This window comes from Neptuniibacter pectenicola (genome assembly GCF_001597735.1).
GTDB lineage: Bacteria > Pseudomonadota > Gammaproteobacteria > Pseudomonadales > Balneatricaceae > Neptuniibacter > Neptuniibacter pectenicola.
Genome location: NZ_LUTS01000001.1, coordinates 469,736 through 488,052, shown reverse-complemented (window position 1 = coordinate 488,052; position 18,317 = coordinate 469,736). Strand labels below are relative to the sequence as shown.

Genomic DNA, 18,317 nt, shown 5'->3' with positions numbered 1-18,317 from the left:
GATCATAAAAGGGCCGTAAGGCCCTTTTTAGTTTGTTCTGTTCACATATTATTGTGTAAATATCAGGTACAAAAAAACCGGCCATGGCCGGTTTTTTATAGTTCGAACGTGGTTAGATGCGTAAGCCGCCATCCACTTCGAAACAACGACCGCTAACATAATCATTTTCAAAAATGAATGTAACGGTTTTTGCGATCTCTTCTGGTTTACCCAGACGTTTAGCAGGGATACCCGCAGCAATTTTATCAAGTGCTTCAGGTTTCATGCTCATTACCATCTCGGTACCGATGTAGCCTGGTGCGATTGATGCAGCGCGGATGTTATAGCGTGCTAGCTCTTTCGCCCAAGTAACAGCCATGGCTTGTGCGCCAGCTTTTGTCGCTGTGTAGTTGGTTTGGCCCATGTTGCCAGAACGAGAGATTGACGAGATGTTAATAATACAACCTTCAACGCCTAAATCGATCATCTGTGCAGCGGCTTCACGTGCGCAGAGGAACGTACCTGTTAGGTTCACATCGATAACCAAATTCCATTGGTCCATAGACATTTTCTTCGCAACTTTACCGGTTTCGCGATCTACTTTTAAGAATAGGCCGTCACGGGTAATACCCGCATTGTTTACTAAACCGTTAAGTGAGCCAAAATCAGCTACAACTTGTGCGAATGTTTTTTCAACTTCGTCTTCTTTTGCTACATTACAAATGTAAGCACGCGCTTCAACGCCTTCTTCCATGCAAAGGCCTACAGTCGTGTCTAGGTCTTCTTGGCTAAGGTCGATCAAAGCCAATTTAGCGCCTTGTGAAGCGAGTTCAAGCGCCATTGCGCGACCAAGACCGCGGCCACCGCCAGTTACAACAATTACTTTATCTTTGAGTTCCATTGAGGATTACCCTTACTTCGGTTTTACTCTGAATGTTATTGTGCATTGCGTCATTGTGCAGAATTTAAACTTATAACGCTTTTGCAAAAATGTCCACAATTTGCATGTATGTTTAGTTTATCAATAAGTTTCATATACTTTTGACCGTGTAATATTTGATTCTTTTGCATCTGCTAAGTCTATGTTTTTAGGTTTAAATACCGCGCTGCGGTGTAAATTTGTACTTTGGTACTAATGCTGCTTTTTATTATGAATTTTTTATCACAAAGGAGGGTGTTTACGACTTTAAATAGCCTCAAGGCTTGAAAAAGTAGCTCTTAGCCCATAGAAATAAGGGATATTGCTGTTGGCGGATATTGATAGGCTTCCATTTGCCGCAGTCTCTTTCTTTACGATGGGGCGTCCATGAGATTTCTTTTTTTGCTGTTTATTATTATTCCTATTATTGAGATTACGGTGCTTATCAATGTAGGTGATGCGATCGGTGTATGGAATACGGTCGGTCTGGTGTTGCTGTCGGCGTTTATTGGCGTGAATATGTTGCGTTATCAAGGAATATCAACCTTGATGAGGGCTCAGCAACGGGCTAATCAAGGTGAAATTCCAGGCCAGGAGATGGTTGAAGGGATTGTGTTAGCCGTTGGCGGGGCCATGCTTATTACGCCGGGCTTTGTAACGGATATTCTAGGGTTTTGCTGCTTGCTGCCTTATACACGCAAAGCCTTCGCATCTAAATTAATGGGGCGTTTTACAATTATGGCGTCTCAGCAACATAGATCGGGTTCCGCTCACTTTTATTCTAATGATCCTTTTAATCGTTCTGAAACCCCCTTCGAGCATCATGGTGAACAAAAGATACCTCCGAAGCCTGGGGCTGATGTGATTGATGGTGAGTTTGAGCGTAAAGATTAATTGTTCCTAAGAAACTTTTTTTCGATTGGGGTGTTGAATTCATTTTTAATGCCCCAATTTAGCTATTCAAAGGGTGATTCTTTAAATCTATGAATCACTCTATTTCCTAACATAATGTTGATTTTGGTCAGACAGAGATCAGGAGAAAAAACAAAATGAAAATTCGTCCACTTCACGACCGTGTAGTTGTTCGTCGTAACGAAGAAGAAGCCACTACTGCGAGCGGTATTGTGCTGCCAGGCTCCGCGCAGGAAAAACCTAACCAAGGTAAGGTTATTGCTGTAGGCGAAGGCCGACTTCTAGATAACGGTGAGCGTAGTGCGTTGACTGTTCAGGTTGGGGATACAGTACTATTCGGTGGTTATGCCAATACTGTGAAAGTAAACGGCGAGGAACTACTTATTCTTAGCGAAGGCGAAATTTACGGTGTGCTAGAAGACTAATCTTCCAGCTTAACTTTTCGCAGGTATCTACGTTCAGTAGAACGTTTTGTTTAAAGAATTTTTGAATACAGGATTTTCAAGATGTCTAAAGAAGTATTATTTGGGAACGATGCTCGTCAACGTATGCTTAGCGGCGTAAATATTCTAGCTGACGCAGTTAAAACGACACTAGGTCCAAAAGGACGTAACGTTGTATTAGATAAGTCATTTGGCGCACCAACCGTAACTAAAGACGGTGTATCTGTAGCGAAAGAGATCGAACTAGAAGATAAGTTCGAAAATATGGGCGCTCAGATGGTTAAAGAAGTTGCGTCGCAGGCTAACGATGTTGCGGGTGATGGTACTACAACAGCGACTGTTCTAGCTCAAGCGATCGTGAATGAAGGTTTGAAATCTGTTGCTGCAGGCATGAACCCAATGGATCTTAAACGCGGTATCGATAAAGCATCGGCTGCGGTTGTTGAGCAGATCAAAAAAATGGCTGTTCCATGTGCGGATAGTAAAGCGATTGCTCAGGTTGGTACGATCTCTGCCAATGCTGACCTTCAAGTGGGCGAAATCATTGCGGAAGCGATGGATCGTGTGGGTAAAGAAGGTGTTATTACCGTTGAAGAAGGTAATGCACTGGAGAATGAACTTGATGTTGTTGAAGGCATGCAGTTCGACCGTGGTTACCTATCACCATACTTTATCAACAACCAGGAAAGCATGTCTGTTGAAGTTGAACAGCCATTTATTCTGCTAGTTGATAAAAAAATCTCTAATATCCGTGACCTTCTACCTATTCTTGAACAGGTTGCTAAAGCATCTCGTCCTCTACTGATTATTGCTGAAGACGTTGAAGGTGAAGCCCTAGCAACATTAGTCGTTAACAACATGCGTGGCATCGTAAAAGTTGCTGCGGTTAAAGCGCCTGGTTTTGGTGATCGTCGTAAAGCAATGCTTGAAGACATCGCGATCCTAACCGGCGGTACGGTTATCTCTGAAGAAGTTGGTTTGACGCTAGAAGAAGCGACGCTAGAGCAGCTAGGTCAAGCGAAACGCGTATCAATCACAAAAGAAAACACAACACTTGTTGATGGTATTGGCGCTGCTGATACGATTGAAGCACGTGTTAACCAGATCCGTGCGCAGATGGAAGAAACATCGTCTGATTACGATCGTGAAAAACTACAAGAGCGTGTAGCTAAACTTGCTGGCGGCGTAGCTGTTATCAAAGTGGGCGCGGCAACTGAAGTAGAAATGAAAGAGAAGAAAGCACGTGTAGAAGATGCGTTGCATGCTACTCGCGCGGCGGTTGAAGAAGGTGTTGTACCTGGTGGTGGTGTTGCGCTAATTCGTGCTATGGACATGGTTAAAGACCTTAAAGGTGATAACCATGACCAGAATGTTGGTATCGAACTTGCGTTCCGTGCACTAGAAGCACCGCTTCGTCAGATCGTTGCTAACTCTGGCGATGAAGGATCTGTTATCGTTGCGAATATTCGTGAGAAGGGTGAAGGTAACTTTGGTTACAATGCTGCATCTGGTGAATACGGTGATATGATCGAGATGGGTATTCTGGACCCAGCTAAAGTAACTCGTTCAGCGCTTCAAGCTGCAGCATCGGTTGCTGGCTTGATGATTACGACTGAAGCGATGATTGCTGATAAACCCTCTGAAGGTGGTGCTGCTATGCCTGATATGGGCGGCATGGGTGGTATGGGCGGTATGGGCGGAATGATGTAATTCATCTCCCTTGCTGCTATAAATAGTTAATTGGTTGTTTGATTAGCTATTTAGTAATACTGAGCCCCGCATTTTGCGGGGCTTTTTATTTGTGCGTAAAATAGACCTAAATTTTAACTTTGTATGTAATGGATGAGCGGATAATCATGAATCGTGATGATGATATTAATGTGCCAAATATGGGGCCAGCCGAACCTCTGGATGACCGTCGCTCTACGCCCATTACGTCGTCTACTCCAGACGTGAAGCCCCATGCAACAACGCCTGCGGCTGAGCCGCAACGCTCAGGTGGTTTTTTGCAGGCATTGGTCAGCATTGTGTTAATCGTGGCGGTATCGGCATTGGGGTATTTTGGCTTTGATATGTATGATGCCCAAAAACAGAAAGAAGCCACATTCAGCCAAGCTCAACAACAGATTGAAGAGTTAAAAGAGTTGTTAAAGCAAACTGAGCAGGGTGCTGAACAGTCGGGACAGGCGATACAAGGTAATGTCTCCTCGTTAGAAGAGAGCCTTAAACAGAAAGATAAACAGTTGGATTCAGAGATTGCTAAGTTATGGGCGATCGCTCACCAAAAGAATGCGCCACTCATTAAAGAGCAGGGTGATCAGATTAAGGCCCAGCAGGCAACGCTTAAAGCGTTACAAGAGCAAGCGGCGAGCCAAGAGAAGCAGCTAAAAGCCTTGGCGGGTTTAAAGGCGGACAATGCGAAGCTTAAAAAAGCGGTGAATACTGAAATAGCCAATATGACTAAACGGGTTGCGCGTATTGAAACCGAAGTCAGAACCGGCACTGAACTGGTACAAGAGCAGCTGGATGAAGTCCTGAAAGCGCAGCGGGCTTTGACTGATCGTGTAACGCGATTAGAAGGTAAGAGTACTGATGGCCTAGAGCGACGGGTTAAAGTGAACGAGCAGGCCGTGCGCGCTTTTGATGGTACACGTCGACAGCTTAACCAAGATCTACTGCAAGTGAAGCAAAAGCTGAATAATATGCAATTGCTTTTAGAACAAAAATAAGTCCATTGGTCAAAAACCGATCTATAAATCGCTTTCAAGGGTTTGCTAAGTGCATCCCTTGAAGGCAAAATACACGCTTATTCATAGATAGGGATAGTTTTAACCTCCATGAAAATCCGTGCTTTCTTTGCACTAACCTTACCCGATTCAGTTGTACGTTGGTTGGCGGATCATGCTGACACGCTGTGTGAATATGATCGAAAAACAGAGGTCAGTTGGGTAGATTCAGATCGTTACCATCTGACATTGTGTTTTCTCGGAGGTATTTCGCTTGAACAAGTCGAAGAACTTGAGCGTTGTGCGCGTGAGAAACTGGCTGATTTTAGCTCTTTTCAAGTACATATTAATGCGGCTGAGTATTACCGTGTCAGTAGAAGCTTGGCATTAATTGCTGCGCTACCTGATGTAAACCAAGAACTTGAGTCCTTACATGACCTGATGGTGGATGTGGCTGATGCAGCCGATGTAAATCATGCGGACGAAGATTTTAAACCTCATATTACCTTAGGCCGTTTGCCGGGGATTAATAAGTTTAAAACGCCGGAAAGTTGGCCTGCAATCGATATCTTTAGTCTCGCCGATTCGGTTGTCCTGTTTCAGAGTAAGCAGGGTGAAGATGGCTCTATCTACACGCCGCTATTTGAAATTCCATTACAGGATTTAGCCTAGTTATATAATTAGGGTTTATCGCTCTATTCGAATTTAAGAAAATCATATTATTATGCGAACTCCAGAACTCCTGTCCCCTGCAGGGACACTTAAAAACATGAAATATGCGTTTGCTTATGGTGCAGACGCTGTTTATGCAGGCCAGCCTCGTTATAGTTTGCGTGTTCGCAACAACGACTTCAATATGGAAAACTTAGGTGAAGGGATTGATCTTGCTCACCGCTTAGGGAAAAAGTTTTTCCTCGCCAGTAATATCTTGCCCCACAACAGCAAGCTAAAAACCTATATTGATGATTTGCGTCCGATCATTGCCATGGGGCCTGACGCCTTAATCATGTCGGACCCTGGATTGATTTATCTGGTGAAAGAGCACTTCCCTGATGTGCCGATCCATCTGTCTGTACAAGCAAATACGATGAATTGGGCGGCGGTTAAATTTTGGCATGCCATGGGTGTCGAACGGGTGATTCTTTCACGTGAACTGTCTTTAGACGAAGTGGAAGAGATTCGCCAACGTTGTCCTGAAATGGAGATTGAGGTGTTCGTTCATGGGGCGCTGTGTATTGCGTATTCAGGACGTTGCTTGTTATCGGGTTACATTAATAAACGTGATCCAAACCAAGGCACCTGTACCAACTCATGTCGGTGGAAGTATGATGCCCATGAGGCCAAAGTGGATGAGTCGGGTGATGTCGTTCCGGTCGAACAATTTGATCCTAAAGCAGAGGCGCTTGCTCAGACGAGTCAGCCAGCATTAGGTGAGGGTGAGCCAACTGATCGTATCTTCCTGCTGCAGGAGGAGACGCGCCCCGGTGAATTTATGCCCGCGTTCGAAGATGAACATGGCACCTATATTATGAATTCAAAAGATCTGCGTGCTATTCAGCATGTGCATCGCTTAGCGGCGATGGGGGTTGATTCATTGAAAATAGAGGGGCGAACCAAATCCCATTACTATGTTGCTCGTACGGCTCAGGTATACCGTAAAGCAATTGATGATGCGGTGGCGGGTAAGCCGTTTGATATGCAGCTGATGGATGAGCTAGAGAACTTGGCGAGCCGCGGTTACACCGAAGGTTTCTATCGCCGTCATGTCCATGATGAATATCAAAACTATGAAACCGGTAACTCAGTGGGCGTCCATCAACAGTTTGTTGGTGAAGTCATGGGGTATGATAAGCAGGCGGGGATGTTAGAGGTGGATGTACGTAACCGCTTTTTAAAAGGCGATACGCTCGAGCTGATGACCCCCTATGGCAATCATAAATTCACCTTGGATGAGATGATTGATAAGAAAGGGAAGCCCGCAGATGTGGCACCCGGCTCAGGTCATGTGATGAAAATTCCTATGGCGTTAGAGTGCGACCCTGAATATGCCTTGATTATGCGGGACCTGCCGAACGCTCCAGACTATAGTCGTCAGGCATAATCACGACTGATGATGCTGTAAGACGATGTATGTTGAAAAATACCTGTTTAGGCGGGCATTAAGGCCATTCTCATTGAGTGTGGCTTTGATCGTGTGCCTGACAGGTATCATTGCCGCGTATAAAGATGGCTTCACTGATCTTGTGAGTGCATCACTCATTCTCTGTGCCGGTCTGTTACTGCAAGCGGGTGTCAATCTTATTAACGATTATTCAGATTTAGCCCAGCTTGATGCGGCTAAATATGAAGGGGCCCAACAGCAGATAAAACGAAACGGCAAGATCGGTCTAGGCTGTTTTTTATTGGCGGCGACTATCGGTGTATACCTTATTTACCTCTCGGGCCCCTTGTTGCTGCTATTAAGCTTGGTGGGCCTCTTTGGCGCGCTGGGCTATACCTTAGAACCGATTAACTATAAACGCCGCGGTTTGGCCGTTATCGCCGTATTTTGGTTGATGGGGGTGTTGATGGTGGTGGGGGCTTATTTTATTCAAGCTAAGGGGGTTACGCTTGAGGTGTTTTATCTTGCCATCCCCGTTAGTCTCTTTGCCTCGCTGTTGCTGTTAAGTAACGAAATTAGAGACTATGAAGATGATCGTGATAAAGGGATTCGTACGCTATCTGTGCGTATAGGTTATGACAACGCGGTCTTGTGCTACCAACTAATCATTGCGGCGATTTACCTTTCGGTCATCTTGTTGGGCGTCGCAGGCCTGTTGTTTGGGAGTTATTTTGCATTACTTACCATACCTGTTGTTCTGTTGCCTTGTCGGCTGTTACGTCGCGAAAAAACAGCGCGTTGTCGATTAACTCCTGAAACCGGCAGAGGGTATCTTGTTTTTGGGCTTGTTTATTGTTGCTTGCTCGCCTTATAGGACGGTTGCGCTTAATGATGGGGTGTTACACTGAATTGAGTGCGCCGCCGTTGTTCTAGAAAGTTTCTTAACGCCCTTAACTAATACCAATGCCCGACACCGTTTATTGGTACTTTTGGTGTATACTCTGCCCCAGTTCAAGCTTTCCTCAGAGAGAGCACTAATGGGTGATAATTGCAGACAAAACCGGTGGTTAACGAGAGCAGCATTAATCGGTGTTGGTTTGCGATTTTCAAACTCATCCCTTATGACAATAAAGCCATATATGGAGCCCCCGCATGAGCGTAATCCGTCAAGACGATTTCATTAGCAGTGTTGCTGATGCTTTGCAGTTTATCTCTTATTATCACCCGCTTGATTTTATCAAGGGCGTACACGAAGCTTACCTAAAAGAAGAAAATCCAGCCGCAAAAGATGCGATGGCGCAGATCCTCATTAACTCGCGTATGTGTGCTGAAGGTAAGCGTCCTATCTGTCAGGATACAGGGATTGTGACTGTATTTTTAAAAGTGGGTATGGATGTGCAGTGGGATTCTAAAATGAATGTCACTGATATGGTGAATGAAGGTGTTCGTCGCGCTTATCTTAATCCCGATAACGTGCTGCGTGCGTCTATTTTGGCTGATCCTGCGGGTAAGCGCCAAAACACGAAAGATAACACGCCGGCTGTTATTCATTACGAGATTGTTGAAGGCGATAAGGTTGAGGTTCACGTTGCGGCGAAAGGCGGCGGTTCTGAAAACAAATCTAAAATGGTGATGTTGAACCCATCTGATAGCATTGTTGATTGGGTTGTTAAAACGGTTCCGACAATGGGTGCCGGCTGGTGTCCACCAGGCATGTTAGGTATAGGTATTGGTGGTACGGCTGAGAAAGCCGCTGTTATGGCGAAAGAGTCACTGATGGAGCCTATGGATATTCATGAACTGCGCGAACGTGGCCCTCAGAACCGAGTTGAAGAGTTACGTTTAGAGATTATGGATGCCGTCAATAACTTAGGTATTGGGGCACAAGGCTTGGGCGGTTTAACAACGGTCATGGATGTTAAAATCATGGATTATCCAACCCATGCTGCATCTTTACCGGTTTGTATGATTCCTAACTGTGCGGCTACTCGTCATACGCACTTCACACTGGATGGTACAGGCCCTGCTTTACTCACACCGCCAAATCTTGATGATTGGCCTGAAGTGACATTCGAGGTTGGTGCAACGACGCGTCGTGTTAATCTGGACGAGATCACACCGGAAGATGTGAAAGAGTGGAAAGTCGGTGAGACCGTCTTGCTAAATGGCAAGATGCTTACTGGACGTGATGCTGCGCACAAGCGCATGGTTGAGATGCTGAATAACGGTGAAGAGCTACCTGTCGATCTTAAAGGTCGCTTTATCTATTATGTAGGTCCAGTGGATCCTGTGGGTGATGAAGTCGTAGGCCCTGCGGGTCCAACAACATCAACGCGTATGGATAAGTTCACACGTCAGATTTTAGAAAGTACAGGCTTGTTAGGTATGATTGGTAAATCAGAGCGCGGTCCTATTGCGATTGAGGCTATCAAGGATAACGAAGCGGTCTATCTAATGGCTGTTGGTGGCGCTGCGTATTTAGTGTCAAAAGCGATTACTTCATCTAAAGTGTTGGCGTTTCCTGAGATGGGAATGGAAGCTATTTACGAGTTTGAAGTTAAAGATATGCCCGTGACGGTTGCTGTGGATACCTCAGGTGAGTCTGTTCATACAACGGGTCCTGCTAAGTGGAAAGATATTATCGCTAAACAGCTATAAGTTTGATTAGCGGATAGCCAAAGCGCAGTCTAGCTACGTGTTCCTATAACCTTAGGGGCGTAGTATTAGGCTGCGTTTTTTTATGCCGGTAGAAACAAGCATGGCATAAAGTCTATTATTTTTTATTAAGTGACATTTTCATGCGTGAGATCAACGGTTGTGTGGTTCGCGAGGGCATATACTCGGCCCTAATAATAGTTTTATTCATTTAGAGGGGAATGAAAATGAAAACTCAAGCAGCCTTAATGGGCCTTGTTGCGTCTCTTTCTTTTTCATCTGTTGTTGTGGCAGCAGATACTGAGGCCATGATGCAAGCCGCGGGTAAAGAAATATTCACTAAGTGTTCAGCGTGTCACTCTTTGGACTCCAGCAAAAATGCGTTTGGTCCTAGTTTGATCGGTGTTGTAGGTCGTGAAGCTGCGTCTCTACCACGCTTTGCTTATTCTGATGCTCTACGTAAATCGGGGATTACGTGGACTGAAGATAACCTACGTCAGTGGATTGCGGGTAACGACCAGTTTGTGCCTGGAACACGTATGCGCCACGTTGAAATTACAGACAAAGCAGAGCAGGATTACCTGATCTCTTACTTAAAAACACTGTAATTTAGCGCTAGATTGCTAAGATAAAGCCACCGATCGTAAGTAGGTGGCTTTTTTGTTTTTAATGGCGCTGTTTCTGGGTCAAGTCGCACTAATCAATTTTTTCTGTTCAGCTAAATAACGAGGCATTGGGCCTTTGTCTTCGTAAATCTCTTCACCATCTTCAATACGAATCACTTTATTTCCCGGAACATAAGGCATTTTTGCCTCGAGTTCATTCAACGCTTCATGTAGAAGTGTTGCTACAACATCCGCTTTGGGTAGTTTATACATCATTGCTAATGCTTCTAACTTTACGGAATCACATTGATAAATTGATAAGGTTTCCTCTTTTCTGCCATTAATTGTTCGCGCTCTATTTTCCCACTCATTTAAAAGCCTAGATAAACTTTCGTTGCCCATTACTGCATCCCCTTATAAACACTACACCCTCTATCAGTGTAGATGTCGAGCTGAGTATTGCCAGAAAATATTTAGTAAAATTGTAAGTAAAACAAGGGGTGACAGTAGATCGGGGGTGGTTTTTTGTTAAAAAAGAGAGAGTCGATAGCATTAGGTTGTCACGGGGGCTCTGTTTTATGACAAAGCCCCGTACTTTCAATGCGCCATTAGGTCAGAGAACCGCTTTAGGCTTCGAGGGCGACTAAGCGGTTATGTTGGCGTAGTAAGTTGCTAAAGTCTGCGGGATCAATGGGTTTGCTAAAGAGGTAACCTTGCAGTTGGTCACAGCCTTCAATTTCAAGAAATGCACGCTGTTCGGGGGTTTCAACTCCTTCGGCACACACTTTTAGGTCTAATGTGTGGCCAAGCAGAATCACTGCTTTGGTAATTGCTTCGTCGTTTGCATCTTCCGGTATATCGCGAACAAGCGATTGGTCGATCTTAATTTTATTGATCGGGAGTTTTTTTAAATAACTGAGCGACGAGTAGCCCGTTCCAAAATCGTCGAGGGCCAAATTGATCCCTAGCGCCCTGAGTTCTGTAAAGGTTTTGCTTGATTCGTGCTGGTGTTCTAGCAGAAAGGTTTCGAGGATCTCAAGCTCGATCATATCGGGCGGAATTTTATAGGCGTTTAATAGTGAGCTGATTTTATCAGGTAAGTTTTGTTTAGTGATCTGGTCACTGGCTAGGTTGATCGCGAGTTTAAAACTTCTTAGGCCCGCTTGTCGCCATATGGCCAGCTGCTGAAAGGCTTCTTCAAGAACCCAGTTGCCTATTTTTTTCATCAGGCCGATCTCTTCCGCAATACCGAGAAAGTGGATCGGTGATATAAGTCCTCTTTCTGGATGCTGCCAGCGGATAAGGGCTTCTGCGCCAATAATATTGTCTCCGCTGCGGTCCATTTGTGGTTGGTAGAACAGTCTAAATTGTTTTTCGCTAATCGCTTTGCGTAATTGCGGTTCTAGTTTGATCCATTCCTCTACACTTTCGGAAAGCTCAGGTTGGAAAAGGGCGTAGTTATTGCGGCCCAAATCTTTTGCCTGATTCAATGCAATATCAGCATTTTTGGTTAAAACATCAATATCCTCTCCATGGTCAGGAGCGATCGCGATACCTATGCTTGCTGTCGTAAAGTAGTCGTGACCATTGAGGGTAAACGGTTGCTCCATTGCGGCTACAATATTATCGGCAACGCGGGAGGCATCATCATTATCGTCGAGCTCTTCCACCAAAATTGAAAACTCATCGCCGCCCACCCGTGCCACTATATCGGTTGGGTTTAATGTTTGCGTTAGACGTGCGGTCACTTGTATGAGCAGCTCATCCCCATAGGTATGCCCTAAGGAATCGTTGATATGTTTAAATCTATCCAAATCCATATGTAACATCGCAATTTTTTCATTTGTATTGCGGTGGGTGATGGCGTGGTCTAACCGTGCGCTAAACAGTAAACGGTTAGGCAGGTTGGTTAAGGCGTCATGGTGGACAAGGTGTGAAAGCTTGGCTTCTGAGGCTTTAATGCCACTGATATCGGCGAGTACACTGACATAATGGGTTAATTCTTGGCTGCTGGGGTCAAGAACCGCATTGATGTTGACTAAGTGGGGAACGATCTCACCACTTTTACGTTTGTTCCAGATCTCATCTTGCCAATGTTTGTGTATTTCTAAGGTGTCCCAGATGGATTAATAAAAGGCTGGGCTGTGTTTATTGGATTTTAATAGGGTCGGGCTTTGGCCAAGTAACTCTTCACGGCTATAGCCTGATATGTCAGCATACGCTTGGTTGATATCAACAATAACGTTGTTTTTATCGGCGATCATAATGCCGTCGTTTGTATTGGAAAAGGCGATACCTGCAAGCCTTAATTTTTCAATTGAGGCCTTCTCTGGCGTTATGTCTAGAAATACGCCATTCCAAATTTGTTTGCCGTCAACCACCTCCTCTTCGAGCAGGGATGAGCCGCGTAGCCATTTAAGTTCGCCATTCAGATGGAAAATTCTAAACTCATGGGACCAAGCAAGCGAGTGTTGGCTAGCATGGGCAATACTGGTCCAGAGTTGTGCTTTATCTTCAGGGTGAACTTGTTTCCAGATCAACCCAAAATTGTTGCAAGCGTCCTCTGCTGACACCCCAGTCATCTGTTTAATGCCCGAGCTTAGGTAAGTAAACTCTTGTTGTTTATTGGCGGTTAACCGGTATTGGTATAAGGCGCCCGGCATGGTTTGTGTGATGTTATTGAGGAGGTGAGCGGTATGGTCTAACGCTTTTTGCGAGTCGACCCGTTTCAGTACGATGCTAATAACGTTTGTAGCCGCTTCTAATAGCTTTATATGAAAAGGGTGGGGCGTACGTGGGGTAAAGCTTGAGATGGCTATAGTGCCGTTAACCTGATGCTCATCGAGGATGATCGGGTATGACCAGCAGGCTTGAATATCAAATTGTTCCGCCACATCCCGTAGGTGGTCCCATCGGGAGTCGTTTGCAATATCCACGGCTAAGACCGGAATGCCCATAAATGCAGATGTACCGCACGAGCCTGCACCAATCGCGGGTTCGAGACCGTTGAACGCATCGATTGCGTTAGGCGGCAAACTGGGGGCGCAGGTGACATGCAGTTGTTGATGAGCGCTGTCAAATAACATGATAGAAGCGACACATGCTGGAATCGATTGTTCTATAAAGCGGCAGATGTCATCAAAGATCTGTTCAGGGGTCGCATCTTGTGCAACTTTTTCTAGTATTTGGCTTTGGAAATTCAAAATAGCATAGAGTTCTTGCGTATTAGGACTTCCAGTAACCTTTGGGTTCTGAGTTACGTGACTGTTAGGCATGGGCTAATCTTAATTATTATTATGAGTTCGACATAGTAGCAAGAGCTGGCCAGTTACAGTAGCTAAAAATAACTACTTGTTCTATATGAGTTTTATGTTTTTTGCGTTAAGACCTGCCTGAAAGTGAGGTTGATTCTAGCCGACTGAGAGGTTGGTCTTTTAGGGAGGCTGTGTTGCCATTGGGCTTGCAGTTTTGGTCCCATCCATAATAGGGAGCCATTGTTGAGTATGAGCTGCTCTTTTCTCTGCTTATCGGTCAGGTGTCTTAACATGAAGGGGCGAGAGGCCCCGAGAGAGACGCTTGCGATGATCGGGGCATCACCTAATTCAGGCTCGTTATCTTGATGCCAGCCCATGCTGTCTTGCCCGTTTCGGTAATAATTGAGCAGCGCAGCATTAAACGTGCTGCCAGTAAGCGCCTGTATACGGTTGCGAATTTCAAGCACAGTCGGGTGCCATGGATGGGTATTGAGTGTGAGATTTGAGTAGGTGTACTCGACCCCTGAGTCACCCATAAAGACTTGCAGTCTTGGGATCTCTACCTCTTTGCCGAACATCTTAATTTTATCCTGTCGCCAAGGCAGTTGCGTTAATAGTTGAGTAAAGAACGCGTGGGCATCGTGCTCAGCGATAAAGTCATTTTTTAACCAGTAATCGGGTGGCTGTATCTGCTCCTTCGTCAATAAGGAATCCGTCATGTCAGTGTTAAAGCTGCGCATGGATTGCATCAGCTAAGGCTTCGCTGATGTCTATTTTATTACTGGCGTGGGGAATGCAGTTACAGGTAACGACCGTCGCGTTACGAGCTAATTCATCATAGGCCTCGTTAGAAAATAGGCCATGTACGCCAATACATACGGGGGTGGCTAGCTTAGCGGCGGCTAAGTGCTGTACCGTGTTTAGCATGGTCTTTCCGCTGGAGATAATATCATCGACTAATACGGGTGTGTGCTGATGCCACTGTTCAACCTGCGGTAGGGATACTTCAACGTGATAATCCCCTTTGCGTACCTTTGTGAGTACTTGGAAGGGGGCGTTAGCGCGTGCGGCAACGTCAGATACCCATTGTTCGCTTTCACTGTCAGGTCCAATTAATAGCGGACGTTTAACATGTTTTTTTATCCACTTGGCAATCATTGGCGCAGCATGGACGACCGTGCTATCTAGGCTATAAATCTCGCTGAGTGAATGGTAACGGTGTAGGTGTGGATCAAGGGTGACAAGCCAATCAAAATGACTTGAAAGGAGTTTGGCGAAGGGGCGAGAGCTAACGCATTCACCTGGTTTGAACTGCTTATCTTGTCGCATGTAGGGAAGATAAGGGGTCGCTAAGCCTATACGTTTGGCACCGAGTGCTTTCACTGTGCTGGCTAAAAAAAGAAGGTTAAGCGTTTTGTTATTGGGCTGGTGTAAGTTACAGAAAATAATCACTGAGCGGTTGTTACACTCACTTAATACGCGCAGGTAACTTTCACCATCGGGGAAGTAGCGAGTGTCTAGTTCGCCGGCATCCGCCCCTAGTTTATCTTTTAGGGCGTTGGCCAATGAAATATCAGAATCTAGATTAAATAAGAGTGGTTTCATGCGTCTGCCTTTTGGCTGCTACTTAGCTCAATAATATCTAAGTGTTCCTCTAAATACTCAACGGCGTAACTTAATTCACCGGTGCTTTCTGCGTGGATCGTTAACAGAGGTTGGTGGGAGAGAACCGCATCCCCGATTTTGCAATGGAGATCGACACCGGCGGCTAAGTCAGCCGGCGCCCCCGCGAGTTTGGCGACTTTGGCCAGTTTACGGTTATCAATACAGGTGACCACCCCGTCAGTTGATGCGATAAGTTCATATCGGTAGGGGGCAATCGGAGGTGACTTAAGTGCGCCTTGTGCAAGACAGATCGCTTGGAACTTAGCCCAAGCGGCGCCTGAGTCTAATATCGCTAAGGCTTCTTTAAGGCCTTCGCCGGGGGGGAGACCTTTAGCCATTTCTAACATGGCACCGGCGACCTCGGCTGATCGTTGTCTAAGATCGAGTGGCATAGAGGGGGCGTTTTGGAGCACTTCGAGGATATCTCTCGCTTCAAGGGCAGGGCCTATGCCGCGGCCAACGGGTTGGGACCCATCGGTAAACATAACGCTTATATTTAACCCTAATGTAGCCGCGACGGCTTTAAAGTTATTGGATAGGGTTTCTGCCGCCTCATTGCTTCTTACTTTTGCCGTAGGGCCTACGGGGATATCAATGACAACGTGAGTCGCCCCAGCGGCAATCTTTTTGGACAATACGGACGCAATGAGTTGGCCCTCACTGTCGATATCTAAGGCGCGTTCAACTTGTATCAATAGGTCGTCGGATGGGGATAGTTTAACGGACCCGCCCCACGCCAAGCAGGCACCCTCTTTTTCTACCACCGCACGCATGGATTCTAGGCTGAGGTCGACATTCGTTAATGTTTCCATGGTATCGGCAGTGCCAGCGGGGGAGGTGATCGCCCGGGATGAGGTTTTGGGCATAATAAGACCCGCTGCCGCTAAAATAGATACCAGTATGGGGGTCGTGCGATTCCCCGGTAGCCCACCGACGCAATGTTTATCAACGACGAGGGGTAATCCCCACTCGATTTTGCTACCCGAGTTGACCATCGCTTTAGTGAGATCGGTGATCTCTCGAATATTCAGTTTATCGCCACCGCAGGCGGTAATAAAAGCGGCTAAATGTACATCCGCATAGCGTCCAGCGACAATGTCGTTAATGATCTCCTCTAGTTGAACACCTGACAACTCCTTATCGTACACTTTAGCCCTTATATACGAGAGAGATTGCACCGGCTTTGGGTGTGATAACCATACGGAGGTGTTTTCTTGCAGCGCCATCCTTTTCCATGCGGACTCGGAAAACCCGATTTCACCTGGGCTTAGTAGCGCGCCAGTAACGGTATGTAGTGTCGCGATTAGATGTTGGTTTTCTGTGTGCACAAGGACGCGGGATAGGGCAGAAAAACCTTCTGAACGACAGACAGGGCTGTCTTGGCGTAAATAGATAGTGAGCTCTTGATGTGTATCTAAACCTAAACGGCAGGCTTTTAAAGGATTCATTCTATCGGGTGTGTAAGTCATCTAATCAGTCTCCTTATCCCTTCAGTATATGAGGGAATGGTGGAATGGAAAAGTACAACCGAAAAAATGCAAAAGAGGCGGTGATTAGCGGTTGATAATAATTACATTGCGCGGATAACTGCTGCTAGAATAACCCCTCGATTTTTGTGCTGTGGAGTCAGGGATAAATGGAACGTAAATTTAGGTTGGTTTTGTCGTGCCCCGATCGGGTGGGAATTGTAGCGATGGTCAGTAATTTTATTTCTAGCCATGGCGGTTCCATCTCTGACGCCAATCAACACTCTGATAGTAGTTCTGGCTGGTTTTTTATGCGTGTTGAGGTCTGTGCCACGACACTGCCCTATACCCTAGACGAGTTTAAAGATGCGTTTTCACCGATTGCCCAATCATTCAATATGGAGTGGGAGGTGACCGATTCGGCACAGCCAAAGAAAGTTATTTTGATGGCCAGCAAAGATTCCCACTGCTTAGCGGATCTGCTGTATCGCTACCATGAGGGTGAGTTGGATTGTGAGATTGTGTGTGTGATCTCAAATCATGATGATCTACGAAGTATGGTGGAGTGGCACAAGATTCCTTACCACCATGTACCTGTTGATAAAGCCGATAAACAACCGCATTTTGACCAAGTTAGTCAGCTTATCCGACAGCACGATGCGGATGTTGTGGTACTTGCTCGCTATATGCAGATTTTACCAACAGATATTTGTGCAGCGTATACACACCGCATTATCAATATTCATCATAGTTTTTTGCCTTCGTTTGCAGGGGCAAAACCCTATCACCAAGCCCATGAGCGGGGAGTGAAATTGATCGGTGCAACTTGTCACTTTGTGACAGAGGAACTTGATGCGGGCCCTATTATTGATCAGGATGTTATTCGTATTACGCATCGAGATATGCCTGCCGATATGGTGCGTTTAGGGCGTGATGTTGAGAAAACGGTATTGTCTCGTGGGCTGCGTTGGCACTTAGAAGATAAAGTGCTGGTGCATGGAAATAAGACGGTTGTATTCAATTAACCTGATCTTGATCAGCTCTATTTTGTTGCGGGTTTAATCGTTAGGTGTAAATATAAAGAAAACATCGGGCGTGTTTCGCTAGGATAGTGATCGGTTTCCCGGTTTTATGATATTTGGTAGTTGCGACCGACTGCCTTGGAGGAATGCTAATGTTGAGATCCGTAAAAGCTCAAGATTATATGTGTAATGACCTGATTACATTTACACCTGAAACTGATCTTTTTGAAGCGATAAATGCGCTGTTGGATAACCATATTACAGGTGCACCGGTTGTTGATAGTAAAGGTGACTTGGTTGGTTTGATGTCGGAAGTGGATTGTTTAAAAGCGATACTCACACTAACCTATCATGAAGAAGAGATGGGTGGCACGGTTGGTAAATATATGTCGGATGAGGTTTACACCATAAACCATGATGCTGATATTATAAAAGTGGCGGAAGAATTTATTAATAACAAACGTCGCCGTTTACCTGTGGTAAAAGATGGTAAACTGATCGGCCAGATTAGTCGCCGTGATGTTTTACGTGCCGTAGAAAATTTTGCTCAGGACGGTTGATCACTCAATT

18 protein-coding genes are annotated in these 18,317 nt (G+C 45.5%); 11 read left to right on the top strand and 7 right to left on the bottom strand.

Features of this window, described 5'->3' with window-relative positions; translation table 11 throughout:
* Positions 1-112: 112 nt before the first annotated feature.
* Positions 113-880 carry an SDR family oxidoreductase gene (locus A3773_RS02185; RefSeq protein ID WP_067982429.1) on the bottom strand — a complete coding sequence of 256 codons (768 nt, stop codon included), beginning with the start codon at positions 878-880 and terminating at the stop codon, positions 113-115.
* A 405-nt stretch (positions 881-1,285) separates the two neighbouring features.
* Between A3773_RS02185 and A3773_RS02180 the strand changes: the two genes are divergently transcribed.
* The 9 genes from A3773_RS02180 to A3773_RS02140 all read left to right on the top strand — a co-directional run bounded on the left by A3773_RS02180 (position 1,286) and on the right by A3773_RS02140 (position 10,343).
* Positions 1,286-1,792, top strand: coding sequence for an FxsA family protein (locus A3773_RS02180; RefSeq protein WP_067982425.1), 507 nt, complete (start codon positions 1,286-1,288; stop codon positions 1,790-1,792).
* Between the two features lie 155 nt (positions 1,793-1,947).
* Complete coding sequence (locus A3773_RS02175) at positions 1,948-2,235, top strand: co-chaperone GroES (RefSeq protein WP_067868688.1); 288 nt, start codon at positions 1,948-1,950, stop codon at positions 2,233-2,235.
* Positions 2,236-2,316: 81 nt separating this feature from the next.
* Positions 2,317-3,963 (top strand): chaperonin GroEL, encoded by a 1,647-nt coding sequence (gene groL / locus A3773_RS02170; protein ID WP_067982423.1) that lies wholly within the window; start codon positions 2,317-2,319, stop codon positions 3,961-3,963.
* Between the two features lie 146 nt (positions 3,964-4,109).
* Positions 4,110-4,982, top strand: coding sequence for a coiled-coil domain-containing protein (locus A3773_RS02165; protein WP_067982420.1), 873 nt, complete (start codon positions 4,110-4,112; stop codon positions 4,980-4,982).
* A gap of 108 nt (positions 4,983-5,090) precedes the next feature.
* Complete coding sequence (thpR, locus tag A3773_RS02160) at positions 5,091-5,651, top strand: RNA 2',3'-cyclic phosphodiesterase (RefSeq protein WP_067982417.1); 561 nt, start codon at positions 5,091-5,093, stop codon at positions 5,649-5,651.
* A gap of 52 nt (positions 5,652-5,703) precedes the next feature.
* Positions 5,704-7,080 carry a prephenate-dependent tRNA uridine(34) hydroxylase TrhP gene (trhP, locus tag A3773_RS02155; protein ID WP_067982414.1) on the top strand — a complete coding sequence of 459 codons (1,377 nt, stop codon included), beginning with the start codon at positions 5,704-5,706 and terminating at the stop codon, positions 7,078-7,080.
* Positions 7,081-7,105: 25 nt separating this feature from the next.
* On the top strand, positions 7,106-7,954 hold the full coding sequence (locus A3773_RS02150; protein WP_075109455.1) for a prenyltransferase: 849 nt from the start codon (positions 7,106-7,108) through the stop codon (positions 7,952-7,954).
* Positions 7,955-8,232: 278 nt separating this feature from the next.
* Positions 8,233-9,738, top strand: coding sequence for a fumarate hydratase (locus A3773_RS02145; protein WP_067982408.1), 1,506 nt, complete (start codon positions 8,233-8,235; stop codon positions 9,736-9,738).
* A gap of 224 nt (positions 9,739-9,962) precedes the next feature.
* The gene (locus A3773_RS02140) at positions 9,963-10,343 is read left to right on the top strand and encodes a c-type cytochrome (protein WP_067982406.1); all 381 of its coding nucleotides are present in this window, start codon (positions 9,963-9,965) and stop codon (positions 10,341-10,343) included.
* A gap of 78 nt (positions 10,344-10,421) precedes the next feature.
* Here A3773_RS02140 and A3773_RS02135 read toward each other — a convergent pair whose 3' ends face one another.
* The 6 genes from A3773_RS02135 to A3773_RS02110 form a co-directional block, all read right to left on the bottom strand.
* The gene (locus A3773_RS02135) at positions 10,422-10,742 is read right to left on the bottom strand and encodes a hypothetical protein (protein ID WP_067982402.1); all 321 of its coding nucleotides are present in this window, start codon (positions 10,740-10,742) and stop codon (positions 10,422-10,424) included.
* A 224-nt stretch (positions 10,743-10,966) separates the two neighbouring features.
* Complete coding sequence (locus A3773_RS02130; RefSeq protein WP_269454468.1) at positions 10,967-12,301, bottom strand: putative bifunctional diguanylate cyclase/phosphodiesterase; 1,335 nt, start codon at positions 12,299-12,301, stop codon at positions 10,967-10,969.
* Between the two features lie 165 nt (positions 12,302-12,466).
* A complete protein-coding gene (locus tag A3773_RS02125; protein WP_067982397.1) occupies positions 12,467-13,615 on the bottom strand; it encodes a GAF and PAS domain-containing protein in 1,149 nt (382 codons plus the stop codon).
* Positions 13,616-13,707: 92 nt separating this feature from the next.
* Positions 13,708-14,334 (bottom strand): alpha-ketoglutarate-dependent dioxygenase AlkB family protein, encoded by a 627-nt coding sequence (locus tag A3773_RS02120; protein WP_231902113.1) that lies wholly within the window; start codon positions 14,332-14,334, stop codon positions 13,708-13,710.
* Positions 14,321-15,199 (bottom strand): ribose-phosphate pyrophosphokinase, encoded by an 879-nt coding sequence (locus A3773_RS02115; protein ID WP_067982394.1) that lies wholly within the window; start codon positions 15,197-15,199, stop codon positions 14,321-14,323. Before A3773_RS02115 ends, A3773_RS02120 begins: the two co-directional genes overlap by 14 nt.
* Positions 15,196-16,728, bottom strand: coding sequence for a thymidine phosphorylase family protein (locus tag A3773_RS02110; protein WP_067982391.1), 1,533 nt, complete (start codon positions 16,726-16,728; stop codon positions 15,196-15,198). Before A3773_RS02110 ends, A3773_RS02115 begins: the two co-directional genes overlap by 4 nt.
* Before the next feature lie 167 nt (positions 16,729-16,895).
* Here A3773_RS02110 and purU point away from each other — a divergent pair, with 167 nt between their 5' ends.
* Together purU and A3773_RS02100 are read left to right on the top strand one after the other, a co-directional pair.
* Entirely contained in the window at positions 16,896-17,750 is an 855-nt protein-coding gene (purU, locus tag A3773_RS02105; RefSeq protein ID WP_067982386.1) for a formyltetrahydrofolate deformylase, read from the top strand.
* A gap of 149 nt (positions 17,751-17,899) precedes the next feature.
* Positions 17,900-18,307 (top strand): CBS domain-containing protein, encoded by a 408-nt coding sequence (locus tag A3773_RS02100; protein ID WP_067982385.1) that lies wholly within the window; start codon positions 17,900-17,902, stop codon positions 18,305-18,307.
* The last annotated feature ends 10 nt before the right edge of the window (positions 18,308-18,317 follow it).

Coding starts and splice junctions, on each gene's coding strand:
- A3773_RS02145 (WP_067982408.1), top strand. CDS start 8,233: ATGAGCGTAATCCGTCAAGACGATTTCATTAGCAGTGTTGCTGATGCT.
- A3773_RS02140 (WP_067982406.1), top strand. CDS start 9,963: ATGAAAACTCAAGCAGCCTTAATGGGCCTTGTTGCGTCTCTTTCTTTT.
- groL (WP_067982423.1), top strand. CDS start 2,317: ATGTCTAAAGAAGTATTATTTGGGAACGATGCTCGTCAACGTATGCTT.
- A3773_RS02120 (WP_231902113.1), bottom strand. CDS start 14,334: ATGCGCAGCTTTAACACTGACATGACGGATTCCTTATTGACGAAGGAG.
- A3773_RS02180 (WP_067982425.1), top strand. CDS start 1,286: ATGAGATTTCTTTTTTTGCTGTTTATTATTATTCCTATTATTGAGATT.
- A3773_RS02165 (WP_067982420.1), top strand. CDS start 4,110: ATGAATCGTGATGATGATATTAATGTGCCAAATATGGGGCCAGCCGAA.
- A3773_RS02125 (WP_067982397.1), bottom strand. CDS start 13,615: ATGCCTAACAGTCACGTAACTCAGAACCCAAAGGTTACTGGAAGTCCT.
- A3773_RS02115 (WP_067982394.1), bottom strand. CDS start 15,199: ATGAAACCACTCTTATTTAATCTAGATTCTGATATTTCATTGGCCAAC.
- A3773_RS02135 (WP_067982402.1), bottom strand. CDS start 10,742: ATGGGCAACGAAAGTTTATCTAGGCTTTTAAATGAGTGGGAAAATAGA.
- A3773_RS02185 (WP_067982429.1), bottom strand. CDS start 880: ATGGAACTCAAAGATAAAGTAATTGTTGTAACTGGCGGTGGCCGCGGT.
- A3773_RS02100 (WP_067982385.1), top strand. CDS start 17,900: ATGTTGAGATCCGTAAAAGCTCAAGATTATATGTGTAATGACCTGATT.
- A3773_RS02175 (WP_067868688.1), top strand. CDS start 1,948: ATGAAAATTCGTCCACTTCACGACCGTGTAGTTGTTCGTCGTAACGAA.
- A3773_RS02110 (WP_067982391.1), bottom strand. CDS start 16,728: ATGACTTACACACCCGATAGAATGAATCCTTTAAAAGCCTGCCGTTTA.
- trhP (WP_067982414.1), top strand. CDS start 5,704: ATGCGAACTCCAGAACTCCTGTCCCCTGCAGGGACACTTAAAAACATG.
- thpR (WP_067982417.1), top strand. CDS start 5,091: ATGAAAATCCGTGCTTTCTTTGCACTAACCTTACCCGATTCAGTTGTA.
- A3773_RS02150 (WP_075109455.1), top strand. CDS start 7,106: ATGTATGTTGAAAAATACCTGTTTAGGCGGGCATTAAGGCCATTCTCA.
- purU (WP_067982386.1), top strand. CDS start 16,896: ATGGAACGTAAATTTAGGTTGGTTTTGTCGTGCCCCGATCGGGTGGGA.